Annotated in this window: 9 protein-coding genes; 1 reads left to right on the plus strand and 8 read right to left on the minus strand. The window is 70.0% G+C overall.

The annotated features are described in order from the left end of the window. Nucleotides 1-160: 160 nt before the first annotated feature. From OG718_RS11535 to OG718_RS11560, 6 genes are all read right to left on the minus strand, one after another. Nucleotides 161-3,178, minus strand: a complete 3,018-nt coding sequence (locus OG718_RS11535) for an alpha-mannosidase (protein ID WP_328844074.1) — start codon at nucleotides 3,176-3,178, stop codon at nucleotides 161-163. A gap of 88 nt (nucleotides 3,179-3,266) precedes the next feature. Then, on the minus strand, nucleotides 3,267-5,282 hold the full coding sequence (locus OG718_RS11540) for an endo-beta-N-acetylglucosaminidase (protein WP_328844075.1): 2,016 nt from the start codon (nucleotides 5,280-5,282) through the stop codon (nucleotides 3,267-3,269). Between the two features lie 36 nt (nucleotides 5,283-5,318). Next, nucleotides 5,319-6,548, minus strand: coding sequence for a glycoside hydrolase 5 family protein (locus OG718_RS11545; protein WP_143634634.1), 1,230 nt, complete (start codon nucleotides 6,546-6,548; stop codon nucleotides 5,319-5,321). A 101-nt stretch (nucleotides 6,549-6,649) separates the two neighbouring features. Further along, a complete protein-coding gene (locus tag OG718_RS11550; protein ID WP_186001081.1) occupies nucleotides 6,650-7,561 on the minus strand; it encodes a carbohydrate ABC transporter permease in 912 nt (303 codons plus the stop codon). Further along, complete coding sequence (locus OG718_RS11555; RefSeq protein WP_143634632.1) at nucleotides 7,558-8,499, minus strand: carbohydrate ABC transporter permease; 942 nt, start codon at nucleotides 8,497-8,499, stop codon at nucleotides 7,558-7,560. Before OG718_RS11555 ends, OG718_RS11550 begins: the two co-directional genes overlap by 4 nt. Before the next feature lie 5 nt (nucleotides 8,500-8,504). Then, complete coding sequence (locus tag OG718_RS11560) at nucleotides 8,505-9,788, minus strand: ABC transporter substrate-binding protein (RefSeq protein ID WP_328847739.1); 1,284 nt, start codon at nucleotides 9,786-9,788, stop codon at nucleotides 8,505-8,507. 245 nt (nucleotides 9,789-10,033) lie between these two features. Between OG718_RS11560 and OG718_RS11565 the strand changes: the two genes are divergently transcribed. Further along, entirely contained in the window at nucleotides 10,034-11,137 is a 1,104-nt protein-coding gene (locus OG718_RS11565; RefSeq protein WP_143634630.1) for a LacI family DNA-binding transcriptional regulator, read from the plus strand. A 162-nt stretch (nucleotides 11,138-11,299) separates the two neighbouring features. On the opposite strand, the gene OG718_RS11570 is transcribed toward OG718_RS11565, so the two are convergent. Then, on the minus strand, nucleotides 11,300-12,883 hold the full coding sequence (locus tag OG718_RS11570) for an alpha-L-fucosidase (protein ID WP_328844076.1): 1,584 nt from the start codon (nucleotides 12,881-12,883) through the stop codon (nucleotides 11,300-11,302). A 59-nt stretch (nucleotides 12,884-12,942) separates the two neighbouring features. Continuing rightward, entirely contained in the window at nucleotides 12,943-14,820 is a 1,878-nt protein-coding gene (locus OG718_RS11575; RefSeq protein WP_186001080.1) for a family 20 glycosylhydrolase, read from the minus strand. Nucleotides 14,821-14,970 lie beyond the last annotated feature (150 nt).

Genomic DNA, 14,970 nt, shown 5'->3' on the forward strand with positions numbered 1-14,970 from the left:
CGTCTGCGGGCCGGTGGGGGCTTGTCGCGCCCACGCGGCGGAGCCGCATATGTCACAGCCCCGCGCCCCTGAAAGACGGGGCTGCGCCCCGGTCTTTCGCCTTTAGGGGCGCGGGGAACCGCGCGAGCAACCACAGCGCACCCGCAGCCTAAAAGAAGCCTCAGGCCCTCTTCAGCCTCAGCGTCACCAGCTCGAACGGGCGGAGTTTCAGGGTGAGCCTGCTGCCGTCCTGCTCCGGGGCGACCGCGTCGGGGAGCGGGCGTTCCAGGAGGTCCGTCACCGTGGCGGACTCGACCTCGAAGCCTGCCGTGAGCGTGGCGCGGCTGCGGCCGCCGCGTGACTCGTGGAAGCGGACGATCACGTCACCGCTGCCGTCGTCGGCGAGCTTCACCGCGGTGACCACGACCGCGTCCTGGGCGACGGCCACCAGAGGCGCGACCTCCGAGGCCCCGCCGACGACCTTCCGCTCGGGCAGGTTGATCCGCCAGCCTTCGCGCACCGCGTCGCCGATCGCGGCACCGGGCACCAGCGCGTGCCGGAAGCGGTGGACGCCCTGGTCGGTCTCGGGGTCGGGGAACCGCGGGGCGCGCAGCAGCGAGACACGGACCGTGGTGGTCGTACCACCGTCGTCGCGCACCGCCCGCGTCACGTCGTGGCCGTACGTCGAGTCGTTGACGACCGCGACGCCCCAGCCGGGCTCCTCCATGTGGACGAACCGGTGGTTGCAGGCCTCGAACTTGGCCGCCTCCCATGACGTGTTGGTGTGCGTCGGCCGGAAGAAGTGCCCGAACTGCGTCTCGGACGCGTACCGCTCGGCGTGCACATCGAGCGGGAACGCCATCTTCAGGAACTTCTCCGTCTCGTGCCAGTCGACCTCGGTGTCGATGTCGAGCCGCCACTCCCCCGGCGCGAGCGACAGCACCTGCGTGACCTTCGACGCCCCGAAGGTCCGTACGATCCGGACCGAGACGCCGTCGTCACCGGGGGCGACCTCGTCGGCTTCGACCAGGTCGGTGACCGTGTTCCGGTAGAACTCGTCGACGTCCCAGGCGTCCCACATGTTCGGGAAGTCGGGGTGGATCTGGAGCAGGTTGGCCGCCTCGCCGGGCGCGAGGGTCTCACGGTCCGCCGCGAGGTCGAACGCGGAGACCACGAGTCCGCGCTCGTCGATCTCGATCCGCAGCCGTCCGTTCTCGATCACATAACCGCCGTCCGTGCGCGGCACCAGCGTGCACTCGCCGCCGACGGCCGGGGTCCGCGCTCCGCCGGCGGGCACCCCGTCGCGGGTGTGCGGCGCCGAGTTGAAGGCGAGGGCGGTCGTGCCCTCACCGGCCAGCGCGCGCTGGGCGGAGTCGATGATGCCGTTCAGCTCCTCGGCGACGGCCTCGTACGTCCTACGGGCCTCGCGGTGCACCCAGGCGATGGACGAGCCGGGCAGGATGTCGTGGAACTGGTGGAGCAGGACCGTCTTCCAGAGACGGTCCAACTCCTCGTACGGGTAGGTGAATTCGGTCCGGACGGCCGCGGTCGCCGCCCACAGTTCGGCCTCGCGCAGGAGGTGTTCGCTGCGCCGGTTCCCCTGCTTGGTCTTTGCCTGGCTGGTGAGTGTGGCGCGGTGCAGCTCCAGGTACAACTCACCGACCCACACGGGGGCGTTGGGGTACTCGGCCTCCGCCTTCTCGAAGAACTTCTCCGGGGTCTCCCAGACCACGGTCGCCGAGCCTTCGAGGTCCCGGAGCCGGGCCGCCTTGGCGATCATCTCCCGGGTCGTGCCACCACCGCCGTCGCCCCAGCCGGTCGGCGCGAGGGAGTGCCGGGCGACGCCCTTGTCCTTGAAGTTGTTGGCCGCGTGGGCGATCTCGCTGCCCTTCATGGAGCAGTTGTACGTGTCCACGGGCGGGAAGTGCGTGAAGATCCGCGTGCCGTCGATGCCCTCCCACTGGAAGGTGTGGTGCGGGAACTTGTTGGTCTGGGACCACGAGATCTTCTGTGTCAGCAGCCACTTGGAACCGGCCGCCTTGATGATCTGCGGCAGTCCGGCGGCGAAGCCGAAGGTGTCGGGCAGCCAGGCCTCCTCGTTCTCGACGCCGAACTCGTCGAGGAAGAACCGCTTGCCGTGCACGAACTGCCGGGCCATCGCCTCCGAGCCGGGCATGTTGGTGTCCGACTCGACCCACATGCCGCCGGCCGGCACGAACCGCCCGTCGGCCACCGCCTTCTTCACCTTGGCCCACACCTCGGGCCGGTGCTCCTTCACCCAGGCCCACTGCTGGGCCTGCGACATGGCGAAGACGAAGTCCGGCTCGTCCTCCAGCAGGGCCGTCATGTTGGAGGTTGTCCGGGCGACCTTGCGTACGGTCTCGCGCAGCGGCCACAGCCACGCCGAGTCGATGTGGGCGTGGCCGACCGCGCTGATGTGGTGGGCGGAGGGGACGGCCGGTGCCGACAGCACCCCTTCGAGGTGCGAGCGGGCCGCGGCCGCCGTGCCGCCCACGTTCTGCAGGTCGACGGCGTCGAGGGCCTTCTCCACCGCCCGCAGGACGTCCCAGCGGCGCGCGGACTCCACCGGCAGCTCCGCCATCAGCTCGCCGAGGACCTCCAGATCGATGACCAGCTGCCACACCGCCTCGTCGAGGACGGCGAGGTCCATCCGCTCCAGCTTGTACTGCGGTTCGCTGCCCGCGGTCTCCTTGTCGCCCAACTGCGTGGGCCGGAACGGGTGGTAGTCGAGGATGACGGGGTTGGACGCGGCCTCGACGTGCAGCCGCACCTCCTCGCCGCCCTCGACGGGGGCGCCGATCCGCACCCACTGGTTGCGCGGGTTCAGGCCCTTCACCGGGGTTCCGTCGGGACGGTAGACAAGGCCCTCGCACTGGAAGCCGGGCATGTTCTCGTCGAAGCCGAGGTCGAGGATCGCCTCGACGGTCTTCCCGGCCCACTCCTGGGGCACGGTCCCGGTCACCCGGAACCAGCTGGTGCCCCACGGAGCACCCCACCGCGCGCCCGCCTCGATCGGTTCGACCGGGGCGGACAGCCCTTCGTCGACCGGCACGGGCTCGCCGGGCGCGTGCCACACCGCCACTTCCAGTGGTACCGACTCGGGGTACACGGCGGGTCGTATGCGCTCGTCGAGCACACGCTTGAGGCGGGCTTCGACCAGGTTGCGGTCGTCATGCATGTGAGGTGCTCCGTAACTCCGTTGTGCGGGTTGCTGCTCGGTGTCGGTGGTCAACACCGGCTTTCGGTGGTGACCACCTGGTCGGCGGTCACCAGGTGTGGGTGACGGTAGCTGGGGCCGACGCGGTGTAAAGCTCCCCCACGGCCCGCAGTTCGAACCTTGCCGTGGACTCACCGCCCTCGGCTGTCAATCCGCCGACGAAGAAGGCCTGCTGGGCGGTGCCGCCGAGGAAGCGCCGGGTGCCGTCGGGCAGGACCCGGTGCAGCGTGTAGTGGCGTACGTCACCGGGGACGGCCCGCCACGCGAAGCGCAGGTCGCCTCCCGAGGCGCCGGTGATGCTCAGGTCGGCCGGGACGGACGGACTCTGGGCGGCCTGGTTCCGTACGGCGATTCCGCCGAGCCGCCACTTCACCGCGGCGCCGGACCCGGTGAGCCGGACGCCGAGGCCGTGCACCGTGCCGCCCGCCGGCAGACCTGTCAGCCGTACGGTCGAGGTCCCCCAGCCGCTGCCGACGGTGACCGGGAAGTACGTGTACGCGTACGGCTGGCCGGGGCCCGACGGCTCGGCGGTGGCCACGGCCAGCTCGACCGTCGCACTCCCCGAGTCGACGCGGTGGGTCAGTTCGACGACCGTGTCCTGGCCGATCGGCAGCCTGGTCGCGTACAGGTCCAGCGTGGCGGGCGCGTCGAGGGCGCCCGCGACCAGGACGCTGCTGCCGCCGCGCCACGCGTCCGCGAAGTCGAAGGTGACAGCGGGGCGCGCGCCCGTCGTGCGCACGACCCAGCGCCGGGAGGGCAGCCGGTCCTGGAGGCCGAGGTGGTTCCAGGCGGCGGTCGACGTGACCTTGCCCTCCTCGTACCAGCGCAGTCCGTGGCCGGTGTTGAAGGTGCTCGCGAACGGGGCGGCGGTGACCGTAGAGCGGTCGGCGACGGACACGGCGGGAGCCCGCCAGGTGTCGGTGGCGTCGGGCTTCGCCGGATCGAGCGAGCGGCCGGTCCAGAAGCGGTCGTCGGCGGCGTGGAAGTCTCCCGGGGTGCGCCCGGCGGGCAGATGGTTGCGGGTCCACTCGGGCCGGTAGAAGCCCACCGAGACGACGTGCGCCGAGCTGTTGGGCACCATGGCGTCCCAGTTCACGGAGCGGTTCCAGCCGTTGGCCTCCACGTCGACGCCCGCCCACAACTCGTAGCGGCTGCGGCCGAGTTGCTGGGCCGTAGTGCCCGAGGAGGCCAGGCTGCCCGACGACCAGCGGAAGTCGACGAACATGGAGTCGGCGGCCTGGAAGAACACCCTGTTCTGGTTGTTGAGCGCGCCCTGCCAGCTCACCGAGCCGTTCACGGTCATGGAGTCGTACCAGGTGACGCGCTGGCCCTTCGCCGTGCCGAGCCTCTTGAGCTCGGTGAGGAAGCCGAGCATGTCGGTGGCGAGGGCGGCGTTTCCGCCACCGGTCTCGGCGTTGATGAACCAGCCGTCGAAACCGTACGCCTCCGCGACCGCGACGAGCTGCGCGGCCAGCGGATAGTGCCCGGCCGCGTCCTTCTGCACCAGGTCCCGGGTCCACTGCAGCTGTCCGCCGTACGCGACGGGCGGCAGGAAGACGTTGCCGAGGACGGGCACGCCGTGCCGGTGGGCGGCGTCCACGATCGGCGCGTTCGGGGCGAGGATCAGGCCCTCGCCGGAGGAACCGCCCCAGAAGATCAGCTCGTCGACGTACGACCAGTGGGTGAGGGCGTAGTAGTCGGCGTCGGCCGCGCCCTGCGAGGGGTTGCTCGCGGTCGGGCCGAAGGAGACCAGGGACTGGATACGGGCCTGGCCCGAGCGGGCCGTCGTGTTCGCCGGTGTCGGGGTGAAGCGGGCGGCGAGCGGCACGGACGCCGCGTTGAACGCCAGGTCGGTGTCGGTACCGGCGCTCCAGGCCTTCAGGCTGCGCCAGGTGATGCCCGCGCCCGGGGAGCCCGAGGGGAACGAGTCCGGGTACCAGTACGACGCGTACGGCTGGAGTGCCGCGGCGGCCTTCGGCTCGGCGGTCGCGGACGAGGCCGGGAGCAGAGCGGCGGCCGCCCCGGTGCCGGCGGCGAGCAGGACGGTGCGTCTGGTGGGGTTCACGAGCAAGTGCCTCCTTGTGGGAGTTCTTGTGGGGGTCTACGGAACCTGATCGGGAGTGACGACTTCGGTGATGCCGCGGGCGGCGAGGTGTTCCCCGTCGTCCGCGCGTGAGGCGAGCACGGTGGCCGGGCGGGCGCCGTCGGCGGTGAGCCGGAAGAACGCCTCGAAGACGGGTCCGCCGGGCGCGCAGAGCGAGCGGCCGGCGGGGCTGTCGGGGACGACGAGCGCGGTGGTGCGGGTCTTGGGGGCGTAGGTGTGCTCGCGGGCCGTGCGGGCGAGCGCGCGTGCGCTGTCCTTGGGGTGGCGGTCGTTGGTCAACAGGCCCAGCCCGTATTCGAGTTCGGGGAAGTCGGCCAGGTCGCGGGACACGTCGTGGGAGCACCACCAGGTGATGCCCCACAGGTCGGTGCAGTCGAGCGCGTTCGCGACGGTCGCCTCGGTGAAGGCGGCGGCGTGTTCGGCGGGGACCAGCGGCGCCGGGGCGCCGACCTCCTGGAGCCAGACCGGACGGGAGGGGTCGTCGGCCCAGGCCTTGGACAGCTCGATCAGATAGGCGGCGTGGTGTTCGGTCGCGACTCCGGTACGTCCGTGCCGCTGGGCCGTGCCGTTGAACACCCACGAGTGCACGGCGGTCACCGCGCCCTGCCGGGCGGCCTGGGCCGGGGTGAACGGCATGTCGTCCTGGTACCAGGCCGCGTCGTACTCCGCGTGCAGATGCAGTTTGCCCGGCGCGCCCTTCTCGCAGGCGGTGAGCATCCGCTCCAGCCAGGCGTCGATCTGCGCCGGGTCCGCCCGGTCGGGGTCCGGATGGGGGCCCGCCGAGAACTGGTTGACCTCGTTGCCGACGGTCATGCCGATGAAGTTGGGCCGGTCCGCGAGCGCCGCCGCGAGGGTCCGCAGGTACTCCGCCTGCCCCTCGACCACCTCGGGGTCGGTGAACAGACTGCGCCGGTGCCAGGTCTGGGTCCACGCCGGCAGGAAGTCGAAGCTGGACAAGTGCCCTTGCAGACCGTCGACGTTGACGTCGAGGCCGCGCTCGGCGGCCGCGTCCGCGAGGTCGACGAGCTGCTCGACGGCCCGCGGGCGGATCAGCGAACGGTTCGGCTGGAAGTAGGGCCAGATCGGGAAGACCCGGATGTGGTCCAGGCCGAGTGCGGCGATGGAGTCGAGGTCGGCCCGTACGGAGTCGAGGTCGAAGTCCAGCCAGTGGTGGAACCACCCTTCACTCGGGGTGTAGTTGACGCCGAAGCGCACGACAGAAGGCATGCAGGAGTCCTGGTTCTGGGGTGCGTACGTGGGGGTGTGGGGCCTTTTCGAGCCTGTGAGCCCGTGGTGGTGGGGCGGGTGAGCGCCCGTGGTCGCCGGGCTCAGCCCTTCACCGCGCCCTCGCCGACACCGCGGAAGAAGTACCGCTGGAGGCAGGCGAAGAGGGCGATCAGCGGTGCCACGGCGATGATCGTGCCCGCGGCGACGAGCCGTTCGTCGTTGGCGAAGGTGCCGTGCAGGTAGTTGAGGCCGATGGTCAGGGTGAACTTGTCCGGGTCGCTGAGCACGATGAGCGGCCACAGGAAGTCGTCCCAGGCGCCCATGAAGGCGAAGATCGCGACGACTGCGAGGGTGCCCTTCACCGACGGCAGGGCGATCCGCAGGAACCGCTGCCAGGTGTTCGCGCCGTCGACGAAGGCCGCCTCCTCGATCTCGTAGGGGAGGTTGAGGAACGCGTTGCGCATCAGCAGGACGTTCATCGCGCCGATGCAGCCGGGCAGGACGACCCCGATGAGGGTGTTGTTCAGACCGAGCTCACGCATCGTCGTGAACTGGGCGATGATGATGCCCTCCACGGGCACGAGCATCGCCAGGATGAACACGAGCGTGGTCACCTTGCGGCCGCGGTAGCGCAGCCGGGCGAGCGCGTAGCCCGCGAGCGCCGAACCGACGCAGTTCGTCACGACGTTGGCGGTGGCGACCTTCAGCGAGTTGAACGCGTAGTCCCATACGGGGATGGTCTCGGCGACCCGTTCGTAGTTGTGCAGGGTCGGTTCGCTCGGCAGGAACTTGGGCGGCGAGCTGAAGATGTCCTCGGTCGGGCCCTTCAGCGAGGTGGACAGCTGCCACACGAACGGCCCGACGGTGAGCGCGAGGACGGCGATCAACAGCAGGTAGCGCAGGGCGAGTTCCCACACCCGGACGCTTCGGCCGTGCTCGTCGGTGACGCGCTTGCGGCGGGGCGCCGCCTCCACGGCGGCCGGTGCCTCGCGCACCTTCTCGGCGACGCTCACGCGTCCTCCTTCCGGTCGGCGCGCAGCACGAGCAGCATCAGCGCGACGGTGACGACGAACACGACGACCGAGATGGCGGAGGCATAGCCGACGCGGCCGGTCAGGCCGGTACCGGTGCGCTGCACGAGCATCACGAGCGTGGTGTCCTCGCCCGCGGGTCCGCCGTCCGGGCCGGCCATCAGGTAGACCTCGGAGAACACCTTGAAGGCGGCGACCGAGGAGAGCGCGCCGACCAGCACCATGGTGGAGCGGACGGCGGGCACGGTGACCGTGAGGAAACGGCGGATCGCGCCCGCGCCGTCCACCGAGGCGGCCTCGTGCAGCTCGCGCGGCACGTTGGCGAGGGCGGCCAGATAAATGATCATGTAGTAGCCGAGGCCCTTCCAGACCGTGACGGCCATGGCGCTGAGCAGGAGCAGCCACTGGTCGCTGAGGAAGCCGACCCTGCCGACGCCGATCGTCTCCAACAGCGAGTTCACCAGGCCGCGTTCGTCGAGCAGCCACACCCAGATGAGGCCCACCACGACGATGGACGCGACGACCGGGGTGTAGAAGGCCGACCGGAAGAAGGCGATGCCGGGGATGTTCTTCTGGACCAGGAGCGCGAGCAGCAGAGGTAGCAGGACGAGCGCGGGGACCACCCCGAGGACGTACAACGTGCTGTTGCGCAGGCCGATCCAGAACATCTCGTCGTGCAGCAGCTCCCGGAAGTTGGCCAGGCCCACGAACTCGCCGGGGATCAGGGTCCGGCGGTCGGTGAAGGCGTTGACCAGCGTCGAGACGAAGGGGTACAGGATGAAGATGCCGACGACCAGCAGCCCCGGGGCGGCGAACAGCCAGGGACTGGTGGGCAGTTGGCGCCGCACCCGTACAGCCCCTGAGGAAGCGGCACGGTGAGGGGCAGTGCCCGAGGAAGCGGTGCTGGAGGAACTCGCCATGTCGGTCAGCCCTGCTGCTGGAGCAGCCGGTCGCACGCCTTGACAGCGTTGTCGAGCGCTTCCTCGGGGCTCACCTTGCCCTGCAGCGCCTTGGCGACGGAATTCCGCAGCTCGGTCTTCATCTGCTCGCTGAACAGGACCGGCGTGTAATTGACCGCGTTCTTCAGGGACTTGGCGGCGGCGATCCGGACGCGGGTCTCGTCCGTGCCGTCCTCCTCGGTGAAGTACGGGTCGTCCAGCGAACCGGCGGTGCTCGGGAAGATCGCGACCTTCTTGGCGAACGACATCTGGTTCTGCGCGTCGGTGACGTAGTGCGCGAAGGCGACCGCGGCGGGCGTCCGCTTGGTCTGGGCGTTGACCATCACACCCATCACGTACATGTTGACCTTGCCGGTGCTGGTGATCTGGTCGGTGATGCCGATGTTCTTGTAGAGGTTCGGCGCCTGCTTCTTGAAGTTGCCGAGGTCCAGGGCGCTGCCCGGGTTCATGGCGACGGCCTCGGTCAGGAACTTCTTGCCGGACGACTCCGGGGTCGCGGTCAGCGCCTGCGAGTCGAGCGCCCTGGCGTCGTACAACTCCTTGTACTTGGTGAGGAGTTCGACCCCCTTGGCGTCGTTGAACGCGAAGGCGGTGCCCTCCTTGTTCATCAGCTCGACGCCGTATCGGCCGAAGTCCTCGATCGTGGGCACGTTCGCGAGGGTGGCGACCTTGCCGTCGCTCCTGTCCGCCAGCTCCAGTGCGTCGTCGAACAGTTCGTCGTACGTCTTCGGAGGCTTCGAGGCGTCCAGGCCGGCCTCCTTGAACAGCGACTTGTTGTAGAAGAGCGGGCCGGTGTTCAGATACCAGGGGAAGGCGTACGTGCCCTCCATGCCCGGTATCTCGTGGCTGGCCCAGGCGCCCGGCAGGTACTCCTTCTTGTACTTCGCGGCGGACTTGTCGAGGTCGAGCGCGAGGCCCGCCTTGGCGAGCGGTGCGACGAGGTCCGGCGAGACGTTCACGACGTCGGGCAGGGTGCCGCCGGCCGCGTCCGCGCTGATCTTGTCGGCGTAGCCCTCGGCGGGCTGGTCGACCCACTTCACCTTCGTGCCCGGGTACTTCTTCTCGAAGTCGGCGATCAGGCCCTCGAAGTACGGCTTGAAGTTGGCCCTCAGGTTCCAGGTCTGGAAGGTGATGTCGCCCTCGACCTTGCCGGAGGCGTCCGTGGAACCGCCCTCGTCACCTCCGGAGCCGCAGGCGCTGAGCGGCAGGACCAGGGCGACGACAGCGGCGGCGAGTGCTCTGCGAGGCATGCGCACGGTGACCGGGCTCCTTTGCGACGGTGTGGGTCAGAGGTGACGGGCAGACCTTGCATCCATCCCGGTGGGGAAGTCAATGGATTCCGCCCCGCTAAATTCATTAGTTTGACATCATCCCAGGTCACGAGCTTTCAGATCGCCTCTTGCAGCCGATCACTAATGCGCTTTAGAGTGGTCTGACTCAAGCGCATTAGTGCGGAGCCCCATTGAGCGGGGCTTCATTGAAATGGGGAGCAAGGTTGCCAGCCAAGCGGTCGCCCGCGCGCCGGCCGACGATGAAGGACATCGCGCAGCGCGCCGGGGTCTCCGAGAGCGCGGTCTCCTTCGCGCTCAACGACCGGCCGGGGGTCTCCGAGATCACCCGTGACCGGGTGCGCCGGGTCGCAGAGCAACTGGGCTGGCGGCCCAGCACGGCCGCGCGCCAGCTGTCCGGCGAGGGCGCGGCGACGGTCGGCCTCGTCCTGGCCCGGCCCGCGGACACCCTGGGCGTGGACTCGTTCTTCCTGCAGCTCATCTCGGGCATCCAGGAGGTCCTGGCGGAGCGTCATCTCGGCCTGCTCTTCCAGGTGGTCGAGGACGTCGACGACGAGTGCGCGGTGTACCGGCGCTGGTGGGCGGAGCACCGCGTGGACGGGGTGCTGGTCGTCGACCCCCGGACGGACGACGCACGCCCGGACCTGCTGGACGAACTGGGGCTGCCCGCCGTCGTCATCGGCGGGGCGCCGGACGCGCGGCACCCGGGTCTGTCCACCGTCTGGGCGGACGACGCGGGCGCGATGGCCGCCGTCGTGGACCAGCTGTCCGCGCTGGGGCACCGCCGGATCGTGCACATCGCGGGCCTGCCCGGCCTCGCACACACCGAGCGCCGGATCCGTACGCTGCGCGCCGAGGCCGAGCGGCGCGGGCTCGGCGAGGTGCGCTCGGTGACCACGGACTACTCGGACGCGGAGGGTGCCGCGGTCACGCGCCGGGTCCTGCAGGGCGGGGTTCTGGAAAGCGGGGCTCTGGAGGGCGGCGTTGTGGAGGGCGGTTCGCCGCCGACCGCGCTGATCTATGACAACGACGTGATGGCTGTCGCCGGGGTCGCCGCCGCGACAGAGCTGGGCTTCTCGGTGCCGGGCGACGTGTCGGTGGTCGCCTGGGAGGACTCGGCGCTGTGCCGCATGGTCAAGCCGTGGCTGTCGGCGCTGTCCCGGGACACGGTGGAGTTCGGGCGCACCGCGGCGAAGGAGCTGACCTCGCTGCTGGACGGGGGGCCTGCGCGGACTGTGCGGGTGCCTGTGCCGCGGTTGATCTCTCGGGAGAGTACGGGCCCCTGCGGGGCGGGGCCCCGCGGGGCTTGAGCGGGATGGTGTTGGGGGTGGTCGTCGCTGTGCGGCGGCCACCCCCTGTTTGTTGGGGCGGGCCGGGGCGGGGTGGTGAGCGTGGTGTTGCGTCTGCGGGTTTTGTGGCTGGTCGCGCAGTTCCCCGCGCCCCTGAAGGGGCGCCGGTGTGGTCCCGTGCCCTCAGAGGCGCGAGCGGTGCAGCTCGAATCGGGCGAGGTGTGCCGGTCGGCGGGACTGCGTCACTCGTACTCGCCAGCGCCTTGCTCGTACGGGGGCCGGCAGAAGCAGGATGCGGCTCGCGCCGAGCGTGCCCGCTTCGGCCACCCGCGTCCAGGTACCGCCGGACTGGGCCTCGACCACGAAGCCCTCCACCTGTTGCCCGTGCCGGATGTCCTCCGCGAGGCGGATCCGGTTCACCTCTCGGGCCCGGCCGAGGTCGACCGTGATCGTGCCCGGGGAGGTGGTTGCCCGGGCCCCGCGAGCCAGGTCCTCCGGCAGTTCGCGGTCGATTCGTTCGCGGAACTCCCGTAGGCGGGTGACGTCGGCGGCCGGGAGGAGACCCTGCTGGTCCGGGGGGATGTTGAGCAGGAGTACCGCGTTGCGGCCCACCGAGCCGAAGTAGATGTCCGTCAACTGCTGGACGGACTTGGGGTGTTGGTCGGCGTGGTAGAACCAGCCGTCCCGGATGGAGACGTCGGCCTCGGCCGGCCACCACTGCAGGTGGTCGGCCACCGGCTGGGCGGCGGCCAGGGCGTCCCGGCCGCCCATGTCGGGTGCGTCGTACGAGAGCGCGAAGTCCATGCGCCCGTTGTCCTTCTCCTGGACGGGTACGACGCTCCACTCGTTCTCGCGGGCGAATCCGCCCTCGTTGCCGACCCAGCGCACGTCGGGTCCGGACACGGCGACCGTGGCGTCCGGCACGAGGGTCCGGATCAGCGTGTACCAGCTGTCCCAGTCGTACTTCTCGACCTTGTCCGGTGGGATACGGCCCTGGGCACCGTCGAACCAGACCTCGTCGACGGGCCCGTACTCGGTGAGGACCTCGTAGAGCTGGTCGAGCATATGGGCGCCGTAGTCGGTGGCCGGGAGCGTGAAGGTGGGCCCGTCCGGGCGGTCGTCCCCCGGGACCCGGGTGGGGATCGTGCGCTCCGAGCGGGCACTGCCGTTGGCGTACACGCCGTGCAGGTACTGGTTCTCGTCGGCCGGTGAGATGTAGACCCCGACCTTGAGGCCGTGGCGCCGCATCGAGTCGGCGAACGAGCGCAGGACGTCGCCCTGTCCGTCCTGCCAACTGCTCGATGCCACCGAGTGGTTGGTGTAGCGGGACTGGTAGAGCACGAAGCCGTCGTGGTGCTTGACGGTGAGGATGGCGAGCTTGAAGCCGCCGTCGCGCAGGGCGCGGGCCCACTGGTCGGTGTCGAGGCCGACCGGCTGGAAGACGTCCGGGTCCTCGTCCCCCGTGCCCCATTCAAGGCCCGTGAAGGTGTTCACGCCGAAGTGCAGGAAGGCGGTGCGTTCGAGGGCCTGCCAGGCGATCTGCCGTTCCGTGGGCCGCACTTGGGAAGCCTTGCGGACCAGTTCCTCCGGGGTGTCGTCGGGGCTGACGGGGATCCGGTACCACGGTTCTTCGGCCGAGGCGGAGGAGGCCGAGGCAGCGGCCGTGGATGCCGAGGCGGATGCGGAGGACGCGAGGGCCAGGGACGTACCGCTCGACGCCACGAGCGAGGCGGCGGCCGTGACGAAGAGACGTCTGGAGACTGCCATGCGGGTCGGACTCCTCAGGTCGGAGGGTCAACGGGGGATACGGGCCACGGCTCCGTGGGTCATCCGGCGGTCAACTGCCAGACGGCTGGACGCTGTTGGTCCGGCGGGTACTGCACGAGGCGACCGTCGTCCGTCACGTGCACGGCCATCTGCGTGATCGCGTTGACGAGCCGGTAGCCGTCCTGCGCGGGCGCCAACTGCCAGCGCTGCAGGGTGTTCGCGGGGTCGCAGGTCTGCCGGGACACCTCGACGCCGGGCTGGAGCGGCACGTTGAGGGTGAGCTTGCCGCCGCGTACTTCGAGACAGCCGTTCGCGGTCCTCAAGGTCACGTAACCGTCCGGGGTGCGCTTCACCTCGGCCGTCACGGTCGCGGTCCCCGCGTGGAAGGTGTACGTCCCGTCCGCGACCGGCACCCGGGTGAGGTCCCGCCATCCCGGGGCGTGGCCCACGGCCGCCGCGCGAGCGGTGAACTGCGCGTACGTGGCGTCCGGGTGGGGGCTGCCCCAGGTGGCCTGTGCGACGTGCCGCAGTGCCGGATCGGTGTCTTCCGCGACCTCGTTCTCGGTCTCGCCGCGCCCGTTGTCGGGCCAGAGGCTGATCTTCGCCCCGGTGATGCCCTCGCGCGAGGCGAGCTTCTCGCCCTCGAAGCTGCGCGGGTCCCAACTCTGGTCGTACAGACCCTTGGTGTCCGAGTGGAACCCGCCGCGCACGAGATAGAGGGCGTAGGCCGCGTTCATCAACGGGTAGCCCTGGGCCCGGAGTTGGCTGGGCTTCGTGGCCACGTTCAGCCAGTGCTCGACCGTCGTCCCGGCCGTGACGGGCACGGTGTTGTCGCCGGTGAGCCCGTCGTTCCAGATGCGCAGCTTCTTGCCCCTGTCCGCCGCGTAGGCGTGGACACGGTTGACGAAGTCGATGAAGGCGTCCTGGGGCGTGGCGTTCGCGCCGTACTTCGCCCGGGCGTACTCCAGGACCTGCGGGTACTTCGCGAAGTCCGAGCCGAGCATGTACTCGTCGGCGCCCATGTGCCACGAGTCGGCCTTGAAGACCTCCGCGTACTCGTCCATCAGGCTCGTGTAGTAGGCGAAGGCCTCGGGGCGCGTGATGTCGAGCCGGGACGGCTGCTTGTTGCCGTCGGAGTCGGTGAGCTGGAGATCCGGGCGGTTCTCGATCCACGGGTCCATGTGCCCCGGGGAGTTGATCTCCGGAATGATCGTGACGTGGTACTTCTCGCCGAGGGCGACGAGGCGTCGTATCTCGTCCTTGGTGTAGTAGCCCCAGGTGTTGGCCTCGGGGTGCGCGTCGCTCTTCACCTTCAGTTCGAGCAGCAGCTGGTTGAGCTTGTTGTACGCCATGTCGCGTACGAGGTTCTCCAGCCAGGCCGTCGTGATGTGGATGTAGCAGGCGCAGACGCCGACGCCGCGCTCCTCGTACTGCGGCACGTCGACGGTGCGTCCGGCGGGCAACCGGTCTCCCTGGGCCAGGAGTTGGAGGATGGTCCGGGTGCCGTAGAAGGCGCCGGTCTCGGTGGCCCCCGTCACCGACAGGCGTTTGCCCGCGCGGAGTTCGTACCCTTCCTTGCCGAGCGCGGCCCGCTTCGGCACGACATCGACAACGATGTCTCCCGTACGCGCTCCCCCGCTGACGACGGGGACGCTGCCGTGCCCTGCCGCGCGCAGGTCGTCGGCGAGGGTGTCGGCGACTCGGCGCTCGGCCCTGCCGTCCGCGACCAGGCGTGTGCCGCGCCCGTAGACGTACTGTCCTGATTCCGGCGCCCAGTCGGACAGCGCGGGGACGGTGACAGGGGTCGCGGGGCCGGCCTTCCCGGCCCCGCCCGCCGCCTGCGCCGCCGGGACCGGGGCCGCGAGCAGCAACAGCGCCGCCACGACGCCGACCAGCCGGGACTGTCTTGGATACGTACTCCTGGCATCCGTACGCACGGGCACCTCCCAATCATCGGAGGTGTGATGATTGAGCCGGCTTCAGGGCCTGTCAATGGGGTCTGAAGTCAGCCAAGTTGACCCAGTGGTCGGATGACCTGCCACTCCGCACGAACAGCGGGACAAGCTCGGCGCGAAAAGTCCAAGAGG

Origin of the sequence: Streptomyces sp. NBC_00258, from assembly GCF_036182465.1 — a bacterium.
In the GTDB taxonomy this organism is placed as follows: Bacteria; Actinomycetota; Actinomycetes; order Streptomycetales; family Streptomycetaceae; genus Streptomyces.

Bases quoted from the DNA above. Each gene is read 5' to 3' on its own strand.
- OG718_RS11535 (WP_328844074.1), bottom strand. From the start codon at position 3,178: ATGCATGACGACCGCAACCTGGTCGAAGCCCGCCTCAAGCGTGTGCTC.
- OG718_RS11545 (WP_143634634.1), bottom strand. From the start codon at position 6,548: ATGCCTTCTGTCGTGCGCTTCGGCGTCAACTACACCCCGAGTGAAGGG.
- OG718_RS11555 (WP_143634632.1), bottom strand. From the start codon at position 8,499: ATGGCGAGTTCCTCCAGCACCGCTTCCTCGGGCACTGCCCCTCACCGT.
- OG718_RS11560 (WP_328847739.1), bottom strand. From the start codon at position 9,788: ATGCCTCGCAGAGCACTCGCCGCCGCTGTCGTCGCCCTGGTCCTGCCG.
- OG718_RS11570 (WP_328844076.1), bottom strand. From the start codon at position 12,883: ATGGCAGTCTCCAGACGTCTCTTCGTCACGGCCGCCGCCTCGCTCGTG.